This window comes from Lacunisphaera limnophila (assembly GCF_001746835.1).
Taxonomy (GTDB): domain Bacteria; phylum Verrucomicrobiota; class Verrucomicrobiia; order Opitutales; family Opitutaceae; genus Lacunisphaera; species Lacunisphaera limnophila.
In genome coordinates, this window is the sequence record NZ_CP016094.1 from 2,518,281 (window position 1) to 2,537,833 (window position 19,553).

A 19,553-nucleotide genomic window follows, 5' to 3' on the forward strand; every position below is an offset into this window, starting at 1 on the left:
CGTCCATTCATCAAAACCGGCTGCAACTTTGGCCGCGGGCCGGGTGTGATCACCCCATGCCCAGCCAAGCCCTCCTGTCCCCGTCCCGCCGGTTCGCCCGCGGGGCTGGCGGGTTGGCCACCCTAGTGATCAACGGACGGGAGTAATCGCTGGCCATTTCCCGCCTCCGCCCCTCATTCTACCCGACCAACCGCACCCTATGTCTGATTCCGCGAATCCCTCCCCCGCCAAGGCCCCGGCCCCGGCGCCCAAAAAGAAGTCCCGGCGCACGCTCCTGATCACCGTGATCGGCGTCCTCGTGGTCGCCATCGGCGTCGCCGTCGGCGTCGCCGCCAAGAAGAAGGACAAGGGCACGGTCGTGACCACCGACAAGGCGGTCATCAAGACCATCACCCAGACGGTCAACGCCACCGGCAAGGTTCAGCCCGAAACCGAGGTGAAGATCGCGCCCGAGGTCTCCGGTGAGATCACCGAACTGCCCTTCCGCGAGGGTGCCCAGGTCAAAAAGGGCGACCTGCTCGTCCGCATCAAGCCCGACAATTACAAGTACCAGCTCGACCAGCGCGAAGCCGCCCTCGCCGCCGCCCGCGCCTCGGCCATCACCGGCAAGGCCCAGCTGCTCAAGGCCGAGGAAGATTACAAGCGCAGCCAGGACCTCTACGCCAAGCAGCTCATCTCCGACGCCGAGATCACCGCCGCCCGCACCGCCTCCGAGCAGGCCCAGGCCAACTACGACAACTACCTCGCCCAGATCCGCAGCCAGGAAGGCCTGCTCGCCCAGGCGCAGGAGCTCCTCAGCAAGACCGAGATTTTCTCCCCCATCGACGGCACGGTCAGCTCCCGCACCAACGAGGTCGGTGAGCGGGTCGCCGGCACCGGTTCCTACGGCGGCGCCGAGGTCATGCGGGTCGCCGACCTTGCCAACATGGAGGTCCGCGTGAACGTCAACGAGAACGACGTCGTCAACGTGAAGCTCGGCGACAAGGCCAAGATCTCCGTGGATGCCTACCCGAACCGCCGCTTCAACGGCGAGGTCTGGGAAATCGCCTCCAGCGCCCGCACCACGGGTATGAACACCCAGGAGGAGGTCACCAACTTTATCGTCAAGATCCGCATCACCGACCGCGACGTCGCCTTCCGCCCCGGCATGAGCGCGAGCGCGGACATCGAGACCAAATCCGTCGTCGATGTCGTCGCCGTGCCGATCCAGTCGGTCACCGTCCGCAGCAAGGAGGGGGCCAAGACCATCGACCAGCTGGCACAGGACCGCGAGAAGAAGGCCAAGGAAAACCAGGGTGAAGGCGCCGCCGCTGCCGTCAACGAGAAGCAGCAGCGCGAGGGCGAGCGCGCCGACCGCGAGGCGCTCCAGCGCGTGGTCTTCCTGCGCAATGGCGACACCGTCAAGATGGTCGAGGTCAAGACCGGCATCGCCGACGCCACTCACATGGAAATCACCGAGGGCCTCAAGAAGGATGACGAGATCGTCACCGGTCCCTTCAGCGTCATCACGCGCGTCCTCAAGGACGGGCACAAGGTGCGCGTCGAGGCGCCCAAGAAGCCTGCCGAGAAGAAGTGATCCGACGGGCCGGCGCCCTGAGCCGGTCCCCCGCACCATGACACCTTCCCCCGCCCCCGCTCCCGCGCGCCTGCTCCGTCCTCCCGGCAAACTGGTCATCCAGATCGACGGGGTGACCAAGCTCTACAAGATGGGCGAGGAGACGATCCACGCCCTCCGGGGCGTTGCGCTCCAGATCCGCCGCAACGAGTACCTCGCCATCATGGGCCCGTCCGGCTCCGGCAAATCCACCCTGATGAACATGCTCGGGTGTCTGGATACCCCCACCGCCGGGCACTATGATTTCAACGGCAAGAACGTCGCGCACATGGTGGACGACGAACTGGCGGAGATCCGCAACCGCGAGATCGGCTTCGTCTTCCAGACCTTCAATCTCCTGCCGCGCTCGAATGCGCTGCACAACGTCGAGCTGCCGCTCATCTACGCCGGCCTGCCGCGCGCCGAGCGCCTCGAACGCGCCCGCCAGGCCCTGACCGACGTGGGCCTGGGCGACCGCATGCATCACCGGCCCAACGAGCTCTCCGGCGGCCAGCGCCAGCGCGTGGCCATTGCCCGCGCCCTGGTCACGCGTCCGTCCATCATCCTGGCGGACGAGCCGACCGGCAATCTCGACTCCAAGACCGGCGTCGAGATCATGGATCTCTTCGAGCACCTGTACGACCTCGGCAATACCATCATCGTGGTCACGCACGAGGAGGACATCGCCCAGCACGCGCGCCGCATCGTCCGTCTCCGCGACGGCCTGATCGAGAGCGACCGGAGCACCGCCTGAGCCGCCATGCGCCGCCTGATCTACGAGCTGACCGAATCCGTCCGCATTGCGGCCGCCCAGATCCGCGCGAACAAGTTGCGTTCGGCGCTCACCGCGCTCGGCGTGATCATCGGCATCGTGGCGGTCACCCTCATGGGCACCGCCATCAAGGGCATCGACGCCGGCGTGGACCGCAGCATGTCGGGTTTTGGCGACGATATCCTCTACGTGTCCAAGTGGCCGTGGAGCAACGTGGATGATTGGTGGAATTATCGCAACCGGAAGCCCATCCGCCACACCTACGCCGCACAGGTCAACGAGTGGGTGGCCACCACCCCGGGCAGCGCCCTCCGGCTCGCCGTGCCCACGGCCGAGCGTATGACCACGATCATCCGGGGCGAATACCGGCTGAACAACATCTACACGCTTGGTACCACCGCCGATTACTCCCGGATCACGCGCTCGGATCTCAATGAAGGACGTTTCTTCACCGACTTCGAGGGTCAGGCGGGCTCGAATGTCTGCGTGATCGGCTTCGACGTGGCCGACGCGCTGTTTCCCAACGAATCCCCGCTGGGCAAGACCATCCGCATCCGGGACCAGAATTTCCAGGTGATTGGCGTCGCGGCCAAACAGGGCAGCTTTCTCGGCCTGTGGAGCTGGGATTCCATGGTGGCGATGCCCCTCACCACCTTCCGCCGCTATTACCGCGTAGGCGAGGGCGGGGAGATCCGCGTCCAGGTCGACAACACCCGCATGGCCGAGGCCAAGGAAGAGCTGCAGGGCCTGATGCGCCGCTTGCGCGGCCTCGGGCCCGAGCAGCGCGATGATTTCAACATCAATGAGCAGGGTACGATCCGCGAGCAGCTCGACCCGATCAAGAACGGCATCGCCATGGCCGGCCTTTTCATCACCGGCCTCGCGCTTTTCGTCGGCGCCATTGGCATCATGAACATCACCTACGTGAGCGTGAAGGAACGCACCAAGGAGATCGGCACCCGCAAGGCGCTCGGCGCCCGTCGCCGCACGATCCTGCTGCAGTTCCTCGTCGAGGCCGTGGCCATCTGCTTTGTCGGCGGCGTGGCCGGTCTGGCCCTCGCCGCCGGGCTGACCAGCCTGGTCGGGATCGTTGCCCCCTCCTTCCCGCTCGTTTTCTCCACCAGCCTGGTGGTCATCGGCCTCACGGTGTCGGTGCTGACCGGCATCTTCAGCGGCTTCGCCCCGGCCTGGGCGGCCAGCAAACTTGATCCGGTGGTGGCCCTGCGTTACGAATGAACACGCTCGAAATCCTCCGCCTCGCCCTTGATTCCCTCAAGGCGAACAAGCTGCGCTCCGGCCTCACGATGCTGGGGATCGCGGTGGGCGTATTTTCCGTGATCGGCGTCATGACCGTCATCTCCGGCCTGAAGGGCTCGATCGAGTCCGGCCTGAATGTCCTGGGCGCAAACAGCTTTCAGTTTTCCAAGTATCCCGCGATCAACTTCAGCGATCCGCGCCAGCGCTTTGCCAACCGTCGCGACATCGATTACACCATGGCGGCGCGCTTCAAGGAACTGATGGGCGAGTCGGCCCAGGTCAGCCTCATGCTCCGGCGCGGCGGCCGGGTGGCCAGCTACATGGACCGGCGCACCAATCCGAACGTGCTCCTGGGCGGCGCCGACGAGAATCTCGTCACCGCCCGCAATTTCGAAATCTCGGCCGGTCGCAACCTCGGGCCAGATGACGTGGAATTCAGCCGCGCCGTCGCCCTGCTGGGCGACGAGCTGGTGCAGCGCCTGTTCCCCAACGAAAATCCGCTGGGCCGGATGGTGCGCATCGACGGCCAGAACTACACCATCGTGGGCCTGCTGGCGAAGAAGGGCTCATCTTTCGGCCAGAGTCAGGACAACTTCGCCGTCATCCCGATCACCAAGTTCCTCGACGCGTACGGCCGGCAGGGCCGGTCCATCAGCATCAACGTCCAGTCCCATACCCAGGAGACCCTGGAGGCCACCAAGGAGTCGGCGGTCGGCACCATGCGCCTTGTGCGCGGGCTCGACCCCGAGGATCCGAACGATTTCGAAGTATTCTCCAACGAGTCGCTGATCGAGGCCTTCAACAACATTGCCAACACCGTCGCGATCGGGGCCTTTGTGATCAGCGCCATCGCTCTGCTCGCCTCCGGCGTCGGCGTGATGAACATCATGCTGGTGAGCGTCACCGAGCGCACCAAGGAGATCGGCATCCGCAAGTCGATCGGCGCCAAGAAGCGCAACATTCTCGCCCAGTTCCTGATCGAGGCCGTCATCCTGTCGCTTATGGGCGGACTGATGGGCATCGCCGTCGGGGTCATCGGCGGCAACATCGGGGCGATGATGCTCAACGCGTCCGCTGTCTTCCCCTGGGGCTGGGCCCTGGCCGGCATGCTGGTCTGCTCGGCGATCGGCATCGGCTTCGGCTTCTATCCCGCTTGGAAGGCCGCGTCGCTCGACCCGATCGAGGCCCTGCGCTACGAGTAAAAGCCCCGCGTCCGGGGCGCAACCGCCCGGGCTGCCGTTACCGGGGAATTCCCCATGAATTGCGGGTTGCCGACCGACGGCGCCTCGCCCTTCATCGCCCCTCGCGTGCGTCTCCAAATCAAGCTCAACCGTTCGCTGCAGCGCGAGCTCGCCCCGGGCGACCGCCGGCTCTGGTTGCTTCGCTCCGTGGCGCTGCGCATCGAGCGGCACACCAATCCGCTGTGGGTCTTCGAGGTCTATCACCGCCGCCTGCTCCTGGCGCTTGGGGTCCTGGCCCTGGTGGGCTACTTCCTGCTGGCGACGGCGCTTTACGTCTGGCTCGACCGCAAACCCCACAATCAGGTGGCCTGGTTTGACCTCGCGGCGCCCTGGCGCTGGTCCGGCCTGCAGGCCAAACGCGGGGACACCGCCATCGAGGCCGGTTTGGAACAACTGCGGCTGCGCAACTACCCGGATGCCTTTTATCAGCTGCGGGTCGGCCTCGCTCGCTCACCGGCCAACATCGAGGGCCGCCTGACGCTCGCGCGACTGTTTGCCGGGAGCGATCCCACCCGCGCCCTGACTCTGCTGGAGGATGGTCTCGCGCACGCCCCGGGCGACGAGCGGCTCGTCGCACTTCTGCTGGAATTCTACACCGTCCTGCAGGTGCAGGAACGCGCGCTGGCGACGGTGGATCGCCTGCTCGCGACCGCGCCCCAGGGCCGCGTGCGCTTTATGCTGGAACGGGCCCGCGTGACCCTGCTCCTGCAGCTGCAGCGTTATTCCGAGGCCGAGGCGGCGCTGGCGGCGGTGTCGGCACCCGCGGCGGCCGAAGAGGCCACCTGGCGGTCCTTGCGGCTGGAGCTGCTGCTCCGCACCGGCCGGGCGGCGCAGGCCCGACCCGGGCTGGACGCCCTGCTCGCCGATGGCACCCCCGCGCTGCTCCTGCGCCAGGTGGGCGAAGTGGCCGTCGCGCTCGATGATGCGGCGCTGTTGCAAAGCGTCGTGCGCCGGCTCCAAGCCCGCGAGCCTGAGGCGCCGGGACCGTATCTATTCGCCATCCAAGCCTGGCACCGGCTCAAGCGCGTGTCGCCGCAGGCCAACGCCGAGCGGGAGTACCTCCAGTTGTTTGCCGGCAACGACTCCGCCCTCCAGGCACTCGCGGCGCTGGCCGTGAACCTTGACCAGCCCGATCTCGTCAACCGCGTGCGACAGGCGGCGGCGTCAGCGCGCCTGAGCCAGTTCGCCTACCGGGTGCACCTGACCGAGATCGCACTGCGCCGGGGCGACACGGACACGGCGATGCGTACGCTGCGGGATTGGGAAAGTGGGGTGGAGACTCTCCCGGCCCAGCAACGCTTCTATCCCGAGTTCATCCGCCGTCTGGCCCGCGGGGCGTTCGCCGGCACCCCTGATCAGGTCACCTCGGTCCTGGGCCACCTCGCCGCCAACCGGTTCCAGGCGCGGCTGCAGATCTATGATCTGGCGATCACGGTTTTCGAAAAGTCCGGCCACGCCGCGGCTGCCGACCAGCTCGCGCGCGCTGGCCTGCAGGTTTATCCCTATTCCGCGCCCTTGCTGGCGGCCGGCCAGCGTCTGGCGGCCGGGGAGGCCGCACGGGCGGCCACCGCGGTCACGAGCGAGGCCGCGGCCAGCGGACCGGAGGCTTCGCTCCCCCTCACCGGGCCGCTGGCCCTCGCCGAGCTCGACCGCCGGCTGGCCGCGGACGAACTGGCCCCGGCACGGGATTTCCTGCGCGCGGTGCGGAGCCAACGCCCCGCCTGGCTGCCGGCCTTCGAGGCCGCGGTGGCCGCTCGCGATGTGGAGCTGACCTTCCTGGCCATCGACGCCATCGCCGGCCGTACGGCGGCCCGGTCCTACCTGGATCGCCACCGGAGCGAGGATGCGGTCCTGGGGCTGGTGGCGGTCACCGGGCGCCTGGCGGGGCGCGGCCGGCTGACCGATGCCCGGTTGCTGTACGACGAGATTGCGGCTTCCCCCGCCGCCACCGGCGCGGTGACGGCCGCTTTGAGTGCGTTGGCGCTGCCCGATGACTCGGCGACGCAGACCGCCAGCGAGACGGCGGCGGTCGCGGCGTTTGACCGATTCATCGCCGCCGCCGACTGGGCGCAGGCCGAGCGCCTGCTGCGCCAGCTCCGCGACAAGCCGCCTGAATGGCTGGCGGCCGGCGCCAGCGAGGTGAAGACGCGCGAAGTAGTTGTCCGGCTCGGGCTGGACCAGCGCCCGCTGGCCTTGGCGGCGCTCAAGGAATTGGTGGTGAAGGGCGGGGCGGCCCGCGGGGCCGCCTTCAGGCTGGTGCGGGATATGTTGGCGCGCGGGGAGCAGGATCAGGCCATCGTCCTCGCCCGCGAAATCCTCAAGCTCCTGCCCGGCGACCCGGCGGCCACGCGGCTGCTGCAAGAGGCCGAAGCCCCGCGGCCGACCGGGCCGTGAGCGCGCTCAGCCGCGGCGGATCTCGGAGCCTTTGAAGCGGATGATGGTGCGGTAGACCTTCTTCACGCGGCAGGTAATCTTGCCGGTCGCCTGGTCGAAGCAGTCCGGCACCTCGATGCGGTGCACATCGACGACGGCGTGGAAACCGCGCTCGGAGAAGATGTCGATAAACATGGCCAGGGCGTCGGGTTCGTTCAGGACGGGGTCCTCGCTGTTGATGTTGGCGTGGCCGGAGAGGGCGTGCCGCATCACGATCGGCATGATCTTTTTCCCGATAAGGTTCACGACGCGCTGGAACAGCTCCGGCTGCGTGAGCTCGTAATGGTCGAGCCGGCGGACCAGTTCCTGCCGGGCATGGACCACGATCTCACTCGCGAGCGGCAGGGTGCGCAGGCGGTCGAAGGTGCTCGGGTCGAGCTCGAGCGAGCTCTGGTACTCGAGTTCGCCGACGATGTTCTGCTCGACCTCCGCGATGGGGACCTGCGCGTTGATCAGGTGGTAGTGAAAGATGTCCTTCAGCGAGAGCAGGGCGTCCCAGGTCTGCTCCTTGAACACGCGGTAACGACGGCGGGCGAGCTTGTCGTCGAAGTCGGTGGCGCGCTCCTCCAGCATGACGCCATGGCCGGTGCGCCGCACCTCCTCGTTGTGCATCTTGGTTTCCAGGCCGCGCTTGAGCTGGCGGGCGACGCTCTCCTTCTCGTCGATGAAGAGGACGACGATCTGGATGACCGGGTGGCGGAAATGGATGGCCAGCGGGGTGGCGTAGAACTCGCGCCGGAGCTGGACCATTTTCTCGAAGAGCATCTTGAGGCACTCGACCTGCACCTTGGTGCGGGGGAAGCCGTCGAGGATGACGCCGTCGCGGTACTCGGGCTTGAGCAGCTCGCGCAGCAGCACGGCGAGCACCTCGCGGTCACCGATCATGTTGCCGGCGTCCTTGATCCGCTTCATCTCCGGGGTGTCGAGCAGCGCGCTCATGACAACCGGCTCGCAGGTGAGCCCGCGGGTGCGGGCGATGAAGTCGGTGTTGGTGCCCTTGCCGGCGCCGGGGGCGCCGCCGAGGAGGATGATCTCCTTCGGGAACCGCAGGTGCTCGCGGCCGTAGTGGGATTCGAGGTCCTCCCAAATCGGCGAAAAGATCACCAGGGCGTCCTTGATCTCAAGGTCATGCGGGTTGGCGGCGGGAGCCGGGGCCGCAGCGGAGGCGGGGACCGGAGGGGTGTTTTTGCCGTTGGGCGATTCCATGGGGAAGCATGGAAAATACACCCGGACGCCGGTTTGACGCGACCAAAATTGCGGCCGACCGCCACTTCCCACCCGGGCGAAGGGCCGGACCCGGCCGGGTGTGGGCTGGGCCGGGCTAGGGTTTCCGCCGCATCAGCGGGGGCGCGCTTTCCAACTGCCCCCGGGTGACCCCCAGCTGATTGATGAGCTTGAATTCACGCCACAGTTCCCCCCCGGAAAGCTCGCCGCGCAGGAGCTGGCGGTACCGGCTGACGGTGCGTTGCAGCTCGTCGGCGGATTCGTTCAGGAATTCGATGCGGAAGGAGCGGGCACCCAGGGCGAGGAGGCGGTCGGCGAACTCGGCCCCGGTCTGGGCGCGGGAATTGTAGACCGTGTTGCGGCAGCCGGCATCGGCCTTGAGCGGGTGTTCGGCCCCGACCCGGTCGCGGAGGCGCACGTCGTGCCGGTCGCAGGGCCGGCCGCAGTTCCGGTAGTCGGTGCCCGTCGACAGGAACGCGCAGAACACGCAGTGCTCCATGTGAAACATGGGCATGTGCTGGTGGAGGGTGATGTCGAACCAGGCGGCGGGCGCGCCTTGCAGGAGGGCTTCGAGCTGCGCCACGTTCAGGTCGTAGGAGGCGGTCACGCGCTCCAGACCGTGGTGGTTGATGAAATGCCCGGCGGTGAGCGGGTTGGCGACGTTGAGGGAGAAATCCCCGCGACGGCGGTGAGCGGCGAACCAGGGCAGGTGGTCGTAGTTGCGCACCAGGTAGCCGTCGGCTTCGCTGGAGAGAACCTGGCGCAGGATCCATTCTTCGCCGGGCTTGAAGACGCGCGGCGGGATCACCCACAGGGAGGCAGCCGGGTCATTGCCCCGGAGCTCCCGGAACCGCGTGACCGCCTCGCGGTATTTTTTCGGATCCTCAAATTCACAGTAGATCGTGCGGGCGCCGGTGGCCCAAGCGGCCTCCAGCTGGTGCAGGTGGCGGATGACGACGATCAGCTCGGGGGGCGCATCCGGCGCAGGGGCGACCGGCCCCGGGACGGCCGCATCGGTCGCGAGCAGGCTCGCGGCCACCGGGCCGAGCGTGGCCGGATTCATCGTCCAGCGTTGCGGGGCGGCGCGGAGCGTGTCCACGGCCGTGATCAGCCGGCGACGGACGTCGTTCAGTTCGCTGACGGCCACGATGACGTCGCCCTCCAGCTGGTTGTCGAGTTCTCCGAGCACGAACGGCGTGCCGCCGAGGCGGCCGAGTTGGTCGCGCAGGCGCTCGGTGGAAAGGGGCTGCTTTTGGGCCACGACCAAGGTGGACGTGGTATCCATCCGGGCGACATGGCCCTCCTCCGTCCGGGCGATCAGCGTCAGCGGGGCCCCGGCATGGCCGTGCACCTCAAGGTGCAACGGGCGGCGAAAGCGGATCTGGTCGCCCTCGTAGGACTGACGCACGCGCCGGTCCAGCTCGGGGTCGTTGGTCTTCCAGAGGAGCTGGCCCGGCTGAATGCGGGAAAAATCGAGATCGCCCTGGCCGAAACGCAGGACGGTCTCGCCGCCGCGGGTTTCCACCTGGTAGACGCGGCCGCCTTCCTCCTTCTCGTCGGGCCGGCCGGCGTCGAAGACGAGGCCGTCGCCGGGCTTGAGTGGGGCCACCAGAGTCAGCGCCACATGGTCGCGGCCCACCCGCGTCACAGTGCCCAGGAAGACCCCGCGCTTGGTGCCGAAGCGGGCGTGGGCGAGTTCCTGATTGTTGATCCCGCGGAACCAGCCGGTGTAGAGGCCGCGGGAAAAGCCCATTTCCAGGTCGTAGCGGGCGGATTGGGGGTCGAAGGGGGCCGGAGCGGCTTCCCCGCGCGCCGTCGGTGCCGGCGCAACGGATGACAGCTGGCCCGAGGCAAATTCCGCCATGGCGGTGTCCAGCGCGCGGCGGTAGACGCGGGTGATGTTCGCCACGTATTCCGGGCTCTTGAGCCGGCCTTCGATCTTGAGGGAGGCCACCCCGGCGCGGATGAGCTCGGGCAGGACCTCGAGGCCGGAAAGGTCCTGCGGACTCAGCAGGTAGCGCCGGTCGCCCAGGTCCACCGGCGCGCCATCGGAGACCAGTTCATAGGGCATGCGGCACGCCTGGGCGCATTCGCCGCGGTTGGCGGAGCGGCCGCCGAGCGACTCGCTCGTCAGGCACTGCCCCGAGTAGGCGACGCAGAGGGCGCCGTGCACAAAGACCTCGAGCGGCAGCGGGCCAGCGGCGGATTGCTGGGCCTCCCGGATCGCGGTGATGTCCTTCAGCGAGTTCTCGCGGGCGAGCACGACCAGGTTGGCGCCGAGATCGCGGGCAAATTCCACGCCGGCGGCGCTGGTGACCGTCATCTGCGTGGAGGTGTGGATCGGGAAGTCGGGGGAGATGGCACGGATTAGCCGGCAGATCCCGATGTCCTGCACGATGGCGGCGTCCACGCCGGACGCGATGATGGCGCGCAGGTAATCTTCCGCGGCGGATAGTTCATCCGCGAAGACCAGGACGTTGAAGGTCACGTAGCCCCGGACCCCGCGCCGGTGAAGGAATTCCATCAGTTTGGGCAGGTCCGCGACGGTGAAGTTTTTGGCCCGCATGCGCGCGTTGAAGCGCTCGAGGCCGAAGTAAACGGCATCCGCGCCATTTTCCACGGCCGCCCGCACGCAGTCCCAGTCCCCCGCGGGTGACAGGATCTCCGGCCGGGTCAGCACCGGGTGGGGCGGGGGGGCTTCAGTTGGGGTGGGTGCGGACATGGGCGGGGAGGCTCGACCACATTTCGGCCGGGTGCAAACTCAGGTTAGGAGCCGGATTTGAAGGGGGCGGAGGTGGTGGTGCTGGCGATCGGCCCGACCACGGCCCGCGCGACATCAGCGAAGACCTGCGCCCCCCGCCCGAGGTGCCGGCGCCGGTGTCGGACGAGGGCGATGTCGCGGGACGGTTGGACCGGCCCCGAGAACTTCCGGAAGATCAGGCCCTCCGGGTCCGTGGCGCTGCGGGCGCTGCGGGGGAGGACCGTGATGCCGAGGCCGAGGGCGGTCAGGGACTTGGCCGTGGCCAGCTGGCCGCAGCGGTGGCTGATGCGCGGCTCGAAATCGGCATCCCCGCAGAAATGCTGGATCTGGAGGGTCAGGGTGGAGGCCTCGCCGAGCAGAATGAAATTCTCATCGCGCAAGGCATCGAAGGTGAGGTTGCCGACTTGGGCCAGCCGGTGATGGGCGCTCATCGCGACCCAGAGCGGCTCGGAATAGAGCTTTTCGAAATGCAGTCGCGGCTCATTGAACGGCACGGAGATCAGCGCCCAGTCCAGGTGCCCCTCGAGTACGGCTTCGGTCAGGGGTCGGCGGAAGTCCTCCTGGGTCTGGATAACCAGGGGGATTTCGTTGGCCCGGCAATGGGCGATCACGGCCGGAAAGAAGAAGGAGGCGACGGTAGGGATGGCGCCCACCGCGACCTTGGGACCGAGGCCGGTGCTTTCCTTGAGTTCCTGCAGGGTCTGGTCGACTTCACTGAGGACCCGGCGGGCAGTTTCGAGCAGCTTAAGCCCGGCGTCGGTCAGGACGACCTTGCGGGCCATGCGGTGGAAGAGCTTCTGTCCGACCTCTTCCTCGAGGTTAAGAATCTGTTGGCTGAGGGACGGCTGGGACACGAAAACGCGCCCAGCGGCTTTTGTAAAATTCCCTGTCTCGGCCACTGCCAAGAAGTAACGTAGTTGGTAGATCTCCATAGGTAAATCGGATGGAAGCAATAGAATCTAAGTATTTTGGCTATTGCAAGCTATGCCGTATAGTAGGCGTATCACCAGAACAGGTGACTTACCAAGAAACACCAAACACATCAAATTTATGAAGAACAACACGATCCAAGTCATTACCTCCACCATTGCCATCGCGATCGTCGCGGGTCTGGGGAGCACGAAGGTTACCGGAAATTACATGGCCGGTGTCGCGGTCGGGGTCGCTTACCTGGCGGTTGCCGCCCTTTTGGCCATGGCCGCTTCGGACTACCGCGGCAGCCAGCGCGGCTACTCGGCGTAAGCCGCCTTAACTTTAAGTAGTGCAAGTGTGTAACAGAGGCCGGAGGGCAACCTCCGGCCTCTTTTAATGTCTGCATCCGACGATTTACCGGACAGAGTCAGACAAATCAGCCGGCTCGTGACGCTCTTCAGGAAATCACCCGAAATACCCCGCATGGAGAGCGCCCACGAGCACAACACCTGGAAGGACTGGATCGAGGCCCATGGCCCCCGCCTCCTGCTTTGTGCCCGGCAATGGACCCGTTCCCTCGCGGATGCCGAGGATGTGCTGCAGGACGCCTTTGTGCGTTATTGGCGCCACCAACGGCAGCTACCGGGTGATCCCCGGGCCTTGCTGGTCACCTCGATCCGGCGCGCGGCAATCGACCTCGCCCGGCGCGATGATCGCCGCCTGGCCCGCGAGGAGCGGGCGGAAGAGCCAGCCGGCGCCGGCCAGACCCTCTTTCAACATTTGCCCGGAGAAGGCGACGAGCGCCGTCAGGAAATCGAGGCAGCCTTGCAACGCCTGCCCGCCGAACAGCGTGAGGTCCTCGTGCTTAAGATCTGGCAGGAGCTTACCTTCGAGCAGGTGGGCATCGCGCTTGATATCCCGGCCAACACCGCCGCCTCGCGCTACCGCTATGCCTTGAATGCCCTTCGCAAACAACTGGAGCCCCTTTGCCATGGATGAGACCCTCCTCGAACTCGAAAACGAACTGAAACGCCTGACCCCCCGCCGGCCGTCGGCGCTGTTTCGCGCCGCCTTGGAGGAAGCGATGAGCGCCCCGACTCCGGTCCTGGCGCCCCGTAATGATCCGACCGCGACGACCGTGCGCCCTTGGAAATGGGTCGCGTGGTCGCTGGCGGGTGTCGCGGCGGCGGTGGCATTCCTGTTCACGCTGCCGGTGGTTCGCGACGAGCCCACGCCGGCCCTTGAACCGGTCCCGGCGTCCGGTCTGGCGGTGGCCGGACCGGAGGAGCTGGCCCAACCGGTCGCGATGGTCGCCAACCGGTATGCGCCGGTCCAGGCCACTTCCGTGCTGTACGACCTGCATGAAGGCGACCCCACCACACTGCCTGATCGCACTGAGGGCCGTGAAGTGCGCTACCGTTATGTGGACACTTACACGTGGAAAAATCCCGCGACCAACGCGTCGCTCCGCTGGAGTGTCCCGCGTGATGAAGTGCGGCTCATCCGGGCCAACCTCGACTGAAACCCTTTCCCCATGAAAAACCCAATCGTCATTCGCCTTGTTCCGCTCCTCCTGCTCGCCGTCACGGCCTTCGCCGAGACGGAAGCGAAGAAGGAAATCGTCATCCGTCGTGGCCCCCCCGTCCACGGCGGCGGCCAGCAACTTAACATCAACATGGATCGCCGCGGGCCCGGCCCGCTGGAGATGGAGAAGGTCGCCTACCTCGGCGTCGAGACCATGCCAGTGGATCCGACCATGGCGGCGCAACTCGGGCTGCCACGCGGCACGGGCCTCGTCGTTCGTCGTGTCGCCGAGGGCAGTCCGGCCGCCGGTTTGCTCCAGGAGCACGACATCCTGACCAAACTCGATGACCAGATCCTGGTGAACATGCCCCAGCTCAGCGTGCTGGTCCGCAGCCACCAGAGCGGGAACGAAGTGAAGCTGACCTACGTCCGCGCGGGCAAGGAGGCGACCGCCACCGCCAAATTGGGCGAGCGTGAGGTGCCCAAATTATCCTCGGCTGGGGCGATGGGCGCGCCCGGTCTGCAATTCTTCGGGCAAAACGGCCCGATGGGTGGCGGCCATGGCATGGCGTTCTCGCACGCGATGCCCGCCATGCCGATGGCGCCGGGCCAGCCCGGGGCCATGGCCATGCCCGCGATGCCGGCTAACGAGGCCGGCGATGTCATGCGCGTGATTGGTGGCGACCGGATGCACTGGTTTGGTCAGCCCCGCGTGCACGTGCTGCGTCGGCAGGGCGGCATGGGCTCGACGATCCTGGACCTGCCCTCTGGCAATTTTGTTTTCTCGGACGACGACGGGTCGGTCGAGGTCAATGCCTCCGAGGGCAAACGCGAACTCACGGTGAAGGACCCGGCGGGCAAGGTCACCTTTCAGGGACCGATTGGCAGCCCGGAGGAGCACGCCAAACTGCCCCCCGAGGTCCGCACCCGGATCGACGCGATCGGCGGCGCCGAACTGGACGGGGAGGCGGGGGAAATCCGCATCGAGACCAAGGTGCTCGAGCCGGCCTCCAAAATCCGTTTTGAACTGCCGCCCTCGGGCGACGCCGCCAACGAGGAGGACGCCAGCCTGCGGACCCTGTAGGCGATTTATGCCGGTACCCAGCCGGTGATTCCGCCGCCGACGAGTCCGGGCGCGACGCCCGGACCGCCGGTCAGATCAGACGGTCGGGGCCGGGGCGGGGCGCTTGAGGATCGCCGCGGCGATGAGGGAGATGATCGTGCCGAGCACGACAGCCATGATCGGGGTCATGATGGCCTGGGCCACCGGGCCCATCATCGCCCGGGTGAAACCCTCGGCTTGCTCCATCTGGGCGGCACCCATGCCGGCCTCCTCCCACTTGGCGCGGATCAGCTCCAGCTGGTAGTCCGCAAACTCGGTGTTCACGAATTTGAAGTGGATGAAGCTGTAGACCGCGCTCATGAGGCCGCTGAACAGCGAGATGAGCACGCCGGTGCCCACGCCCTTGCCGTAGGTCAGGGATTTGTCGGGGGCTTCCTCGCGCACGGCCTTGATGCCGAGGAACAGCACGACGATCATGATGATCAATCCGAGCCAGTTGAGGTGTTGCCCGACCGCGAGTTTCTCGGTCTGGAACCCGGTGAAATAAAGGAGCAGCTGGAAAACCGCGCTCGCGATGGTAAGGATCAGTGCGTAGGTGAATTTAGTGCCCATGTCCCGAATCTGGGAAACATGGGCGCGTGACTCAACGCCTGAATGACGGGCGGCAGTGATGCCGGGTTGGGCGGTTTAGCTGTTGTCGCCGTCGAGCACGCGGCCGAGGCCGCCGAGCACGGAGCCTTCGCCGCGACCGCCGCGGCCGGTCTGGGGGCGGCGGCCACGATGCGGCCGGCCAGGCGGGAGAACGGCAGGGACTGGAGCCAGATCTTACCTGGGCCCCGCAGCGTGGCGAAGAACAGGCCTTCACCACCAAACAGGGCGGTCTTGATGCCGCCCACGAGTTGGATGTCGTAGTCGATCGACGGCTGGAAGCCCACGATGCAGCCCGTATCCACGCGCAGCGTCTCGCCCGGGGCGAGGGTGCGTTCGTAGAGCGTGCCGCCGGCATGGATGAAGGTCCACCCGTCGCCGGTCAGGCGCTGCATGATGAAGCCCTCGCCGCCAAACAGGCCGGCGCCAAGGCGTTTCTGAAAGGCGATGCCAACACTCACGCCCTTGGCGGCGCAGAGAAAGGAATCCTTCTGGACGATGAGCTCGCCGCCGAGGTCGGCGAGACGGAGCGGCAGGATCTTGCCGGGGAAGGGGGCGCCAAAGGCGACCTTCTTTTTGCCCATGCCCTGGTTCTGGAACACGGTCATGAAGAGCGATTCGCCCGTGAGCAGGCGCTTGCCGGCGCCGAGCAGCGCGCCCATGAAACCCGAGTTCTTCGTCGAGCCGTCGCCAAAGATCGTCTCCATGGCGATGCCGTCGTCCATGTACATCATGCCACCCGCCTCGGCCACGACGGCCTCCTGCGGGTCGAGTTCAATCTCGACGAACTGCATGTCGTCGCCGTGGAGCTGGTAGTCAATTTCGTGCATTGCGTTCATAAGTGAGGGAAGGACCCGCAGGGTGGCAGGAAAGTCGCGCGGCTTCAGCAGGAATCGTCGGGCTTTAGTGTAACGATCGTCGCCCCCCAGCCGCCGGAGGTCTCATCCCCGGTGGCCCAACCGGCAATCTCTGGCGCGCGACGCAGGTGCGCCTGGACCGTGGCCCGGAGCGTGCCGGTCCCTTTGCCGTGGATGACACGCACGCGGTACCGTCCGCGCCGGCGACAGGCGGCGAAATATTCATCCAAAAGCGAAGGAATCTCCGACGGGCGAAAGGTGTGCAGATCCAGCTCGCCCGTGATGGGGATGGCGACCGGTGCGTTATCGTCGGCGGGTGGCACGCGGCCATGTTTGCCGGGCTCTGTTGCCAGGCGACAAAAAACCCGCCCTCTGCAGGGCGGGTTTTTGCACACACACTACTGACAAAGGGAGGCGGATGCCCGGTTCAGGATTTCGCAAGAGTCTTGGGCGCCGCGGCGGGGCGGACCTTGACCAGCTTGTCCGTCCGGGCCTCACCCGCCTGGAGCAGCGGCAGCTCAGGGCGGAGGACCACCGGCGCGGCCGCACGTTGGCGCAGCTCATCGAGGCTGGATTGGATCAGGCGCTCGACCGGCTGGTAGCGCGGGGCGCTGACCACGTAGGTGGGCAGGACGTAGGGTTTCGATTCGGTCTGGTTCGCCGCGGCTGGAACCGTGGAGGCGATGACCGCGAAGCTGACGAGAGCGAGGAGTGTGTTGGCTTTCATATTCTGGTTTGGTTGATTCCACTACACGCAAGGGAAGTGCCAAGTTGCAGAGCCGCATGTAAGTCACCCGTGACCAGGCAGAAGGAATGATTATCGCCTTTTGCCGGATTTTTGAACCACCGCAGCATGACACGAATTTGAAATCCATGCTTCCCGCGCATGGGCCCCGCCCCTCGTCACCATGACCATGACTTCAGTCCGGCAAGTCATTCTCGTGTTTCGCGGCAAATCACTCCTACCTCGGCCCAGCAAACTCCCACGCATGCTCGTTCTGGAAAACATCGGCAAACGTTACGGCACCCTTACCGCCTTGGATGGCGTGTCCCTCCGCATCGAGGCCGGCGAATTTTTCGGCCTGCTCGGGCCCAACGGGGCCGGCAAGTCCACGCTCATGTCGCTGGTGGCCGGACTGCGGTCACCCGATACCGGCAGCATCACTCTCGACGGCCGGCCCCTGACGGCGGCGGATGCGGCTGCGCGGATGACCCTTGGGCTGGTGCCCCAGCACATCGCACTCTACCCGAAGCTCAGCGCCGAGCAGAACCTGAAGATCTTCGGTCAGCTCTACGGATTGGGCGGCGCGTTGTTGCGTGAGCGGATCGACGGCGGGCTGGAGGCGATGCATCTCGCCGACCGGCGGCGGGACCCGGTGCACACCTTCTCGGGCGGCATGCAACGCCGGCTCAACATCGTCGCTTCGCTCCTGCACCGGCCGAAGCTGCTGCTCTGCGACGAGCCGACGGTCGGCGTGGACCCGCAGTCGCGCAACGCCATCTTTGAATTCCTCGAGCACCTGAACCGCGAGGGCCTGACGGTCATCTACTCGACCCACTACATGGAGGAAGCGACGCGGCTGTGTTCCCGAATCGGGATCATCGATCATGGCAAGATCCACGCCCTGGGCACGCTGGACGAGCTTTTGCTCCGGTTGCCCTTCGAGGAGGAGATCCGGTTTCCGGCGGACGACCGCACCGCGGGACTGGCCGCGCAACTGGCCGACGCGGGCACGATCGAGCAGACGGAGGAATTGTTCCGCTTCCGTCCCCGTCCCGGTTATCCGCTTTCAACCTTTTACGGCCGGACGGAATCGCTCGGCCTGCCGGCGCGGCTCTTCACCAGCCAACGGCCCACGCTCGAGGCGCTCTTCCTTCACCTGACCGGGCGCAAGCTGCGCGAATAACTTCCCTCCCATGCGCACCATCCTCGTTCTCGTCCGGAAGGATCTCGCCCTGTTTTTCCGCAACAAGGCGGCGGTTTCGCTGACCTTCCTCGTGCCCTTCGTCCTGATCTGGCTGTTTGGCATGGTGTTCGGGGTCAACCGCAAGGACAGCGGTCCGAGCGGCATCACGCTGGCCGTGATCAATGCCAGCAGCGATCCGGCGGCGGAAAAACTAGTCCAAGCCCTGCAGGCGGAGAAGACCTTCAAGGTGATCACCTCCTGGCCCGCCGCGGATGGGACGGAGCGGCCGCTGCGCGAAGAGGATCTCCTGCCGCTCATGCGGGCCAACCACTTTCGTTTTGCGGTCGTGATCCCGGCCGACCTGATCAGCCCGACCGCGTTTGGCCTGCATCTGAAGATCTTTAACAACCCGCGCAATGAGATCGAAACGCAGCTGGTCAACGGCATCCTCCAAAAGACGATCTTCGCCAACGTGCCGCAGTTGCTCGGCCAGTCCTTGATCGCGCGCGGCCGGGGGCTGATCGGTGCGTCGGAGCAGTCTGAGTTCAACCGGGGCATCGCGGATCAGGTCGCCAAGAGCTTCGGCGGGGATCCGACCGTGATTCTGCGCGGCATCGAGCAAGGGGATTTCGGATTGGGGAAGGTGCTGGGCGGTAATGAAAACGGGAGCGGCTCCGCGACCTCCCTAATGGATCAGGCCCTGCGGATCGAGTCCGTCCAGGTGGCCGGGCAGGACGTGAAGTCGCCGGCGGCGACGCGCATCGTCGGCGGCTGGGCCATGCAATTTCTGCTCTTTGCGCTGAGCGGGGCGGCCACGGCATTGTTTTATGAGCGGGACCACGGGATCTTTCACCGCATCCTTGCGGGGCCGGTCGGGCGCGCGCAGATCCTCTGGAGCAAATTCATCTACGGCATCTGCATCGGGATGATCCAACTCATCGTGCTCTTCATTGGCGGACGGATCCTGTACGGGATCGATATCGAGAATCATTTCGGGATGCTGCTCCTCGTGTGCGTCTTTGCGGCGGCCGCGTGCACAGCCTTCGGGATGCTCCTGGCCGCAGTGACCAACTCGCCCGAGGCGGCCAGCGGCCTGGCCACCTTTTGCATCCTGCTGATGTGTGCCGTGGGCGGGGCGTGGTTTCCCGTGACTCTGATGCCGGAGGCCGTCCAGCAGTTCAGCAAGCTGACACTCGTCTACTGGGCGATGGAGGGTTTCGCCCAGGTTTTGTGGGCGGACGCGTCGCTGGGTGAATTGCTGCCGACGCTGGGCATCCTCGGCGGGATGACGGCAATCGTGATGACGATCGCCGTGTGGCGCTTCAACCGGGGGAATATTTTCGGCTGAAAACCTGAGGCC

17 protein-coding genes and 1 pseudogene are annotated in these 19,553 nt (G+C 66.2%); 11 read left to right on the forward strand and 7 right to left on the reverse strand.

What is annotated here, in order from left to right; genetic code table 11:
• The first annotated feature begins 199 nt into the window (after positions 1-199).
• The 5 genes from Verru16B_RS10410 to Verru16B_RS10430 all read left to right on the forward strand — a co-directional run bounded on the left by Verru16B_RS10410 (position 200) and on the right by Verru16B_RS10430 (position 7,258).
• Positions 200-1,576 (forward strand): efflux RND transporter periplasmic adaptor subunit, encoded by a 1,377-nt coding sequence (locus Verru16B_RS10410; RefSeq protein ID WP_069962225.1) that lies wholly within the window; start codon positions 200-202, stop codon positions 1,574-1,576.
• 37 nt (positions 1,577-1,613) lie between these two features.
• Complete coding sequence (locus tag Verru16B_RS10415; protein ID WP_069962226.1) at positions 1,614-2,348, forward strand: ABC transporter ATP-binding protein; 735 nt, start codon at positions 1,614-1,616, stop codon at positions 2,346-2,348.
• Between the two features lie 6 nt (positions 2,349-2,354).
• Positions 2,355-3,602, forward strand: a complete 1,248-nt coding sequence (locus Verru16B_RS10420; RefSeq protein WP_069962227.1) for an ABC transporter permease — start codon at positions 2,355-2,357, stop codon at positions 3,600-3,602.
• Positions 3,599-4,825, forward strand: coding sequence for an ABC transporter permease (locus Verru16B_RS10425; RefSeq protein ID WP_069962228.1), 1,227 nt, complete (start codon positions 3,599-3,601; stop codon positions 4,823-4,825). The genes Verru16B_RS10420 and Verru16B_RS10425 overlap by 4 nt, the downstream gene beginning before the upstream one ends.
• A 105-nt stretch (positions 4,826-4,930) precedes the next feature.
• Entirely contained in the window at positions 4,931-7,258 is a 2,328-nt protein-coding gene (locus Verru16B_RS10430) for a tetratricopeptide repeat protein (protein ID WP_157772378.1), read from the forward strand.
• Between the two features lie 6 nt (positions 7,259-7,264).
• Here Verru16B_RS10430 and Verru16B_RS10435 read toward each other — a convergent pair whose 3' ends face one another.
• The 3 genes from Verru16B_RS10435 to Verru16B_RS10445 all read right to left on the reverse strand — a co-directional run bounded on the left by Verru16B_RS10435 (position 7,265) and on the right by Verru16B_RS10445 (position 12,214).
• Complete coding sequence (locus tag Verru16B_RS10435) at positions 7,265-8,503, reverse strand: nucleoside monophosphate kinase (RefSeq protein ID WP_069962230.1); 1,239 nt, start codon at positions 8,501-8,503, stop codon at positions 7,265-7,267.
• A 115-nt stretch (positions 8,504-8,618) separates the two neighbouring features.
• Entirely contained in the window at positions 8,619-11,243 is a 2,625-nt protein-coding gene (locus Verru16B_RS10440; RefSeq protein WP_069962231.1) for a U32 family peptidase, read from the reverse strand.
• A gap of 44 nt (positions 11,244-11,287) precedes the next feature.
• A complete protein-coding gene (locus tag Verru16B_RS10445; RefSeq protein ID WP_083270273.1) occupies positions 11,288-12,214 on the reverse strand; it encodes a LysR family transcriptional regulator in 927 nt (308 codons plus the stop codon).
• 118 nt (positions 12,215-12,332) lie between these two features.
• Between Verru16B_RS10445 and Verru16B_RS10450 the strand changes: the two genes are divergently transcribed.
• The 4 genes from Verru16B_RS10450 to Verru16B_RS10465 all read left to right on the forward strand — a co-directional run bounded on the left by Verru16B_RS10450 (position 12,333) and on the right by Verru16B_RS10465 (position 14,802).
• Entirely contained in the window at positions 12,333-12,524 is a 192-nt protein-coding gene (locus tag Verru16B_RS10450) for a hypothetical protein (RefSeq protein WP_069962233.1), read from the forward strand.
• Between the two features lie 153 nt (positions 12,525-12,677).
• Entirely contained in the window at positions 12,678-13,193 is a 516-nt protein-coding gene (locus tag Verru16B_RS10455; protein ID WP_069962234.1) for an RNA polymerase sigma factor, read from the forward strand.
• Entirely contained in the window at positions 13,153-13,716 is a 564-nt protein-coding gene (locus Verru16B_RS10460; RefSeq protein WP_157772379.1) for a hypothetical protein, read from the forward strand. Before Verru16B_RS10455 ends, Verru16B_RS10460 begins: the two co-directional genes overlap by 41 nt.
• Positions 13,717-13,728: 12 nt before the next feature.
• Positions 13,729-14,802, forward strand: coding sequence for a S1C family serine protease (locus Verru16B_RS10465; RefSeq protein WP_069962236.1), 1,074 nt, complete (start codon positions 13,729-13,731; stop codon positions 14,800-14,802).
• A gap of 75 nt (positions 14,803-14,877) precedes the next feature.
• On the opposite strand, the gene Verru16B_RS10470 is transcribed toward Verru16B_RS10465, so the two are convergent.
• The 4 genes and pseudogenes from Verru16B_RS10470 to Verru16B_RS10485 form a co-directional block, all read right to left on the reverse strand.
• Positions 14,878-15,393 (reverse strand): DUF4199 domain-containing protein, encoded by a 516-nt coding sequence (locus Verru16B_RS10470; protein ID WP_069962237.1) that lies wholly within the window; start codon positions 15,391-15,393, stop codon positions 14,878-14,880.
• Between the two features lie 75 nt (positions 15,394-15,468).
• Positions 15,469-16,268 (reverse strand): annotated as a pseudogene (locus tag Verru16B_RS10475) (TIGR00266 family protein).
• A gap of 44 nt (positions 16,269-16,312) precedes the next feature.
• The gene (locus Verru16B_RS10480) at positions 16,313-16,609 is read right to left on the reverse strand and encodes a Smr/MutS family protein (RefSeq protein WP_169829287.1); all 297 of its coding nucleotides are present in this window, start codon (positions 16,607-16,609) and stop codon (positions 16,313-16,315) included.
• A gap of 104 nt (positions 16,610-16,713) precedes the next feature.
• Positions 16,714-17,013, reverse strand: a complete 300-nt coding sequence (locus Verru16B_RS10485; protein WP_069962239.1) for a hypothetical protein — start codon at positions 17,011-17,013, stop codon at positions 16,714-16,716.
• Between the two features lie 262 nt (positions 17,014-17,275).
• On the opposite strand from Verru16B_RS10485, the gene Verru16B_RS10490 reads away from it, so the two are divergent.
• Positions 17,276-18,193 carry an ABC transporter ATP-binding protein gene (locus Verru16B_RS10490; RefSeq protein ID WP_069962240.1) on the forward strand — a complete coding sequence of 306 codons (918 nt, stop codon included), beginning with the start codon at positions 17,276-17,278 and terminating at the stop codon, positions 18,191-18,193.
• A 10-nt stretch (positions 18,194-18,203) separates the two neighbouring features.
• Positions 18,204-19,541 carry an ABC transporter permease gene (locus Verru16B_RS10495; protein WP_069962241.1) on the forward strand — a complete coding sequence of 446 codons (1,338 nt, stop codon included), beginning with the start codon at positions 18,204-18,206 and terminating at the stop codon, positions 19,539-19,541.
• The last annotated feature ends 12 nt before the right edge of the window (positions 19,542-19,553 follow it).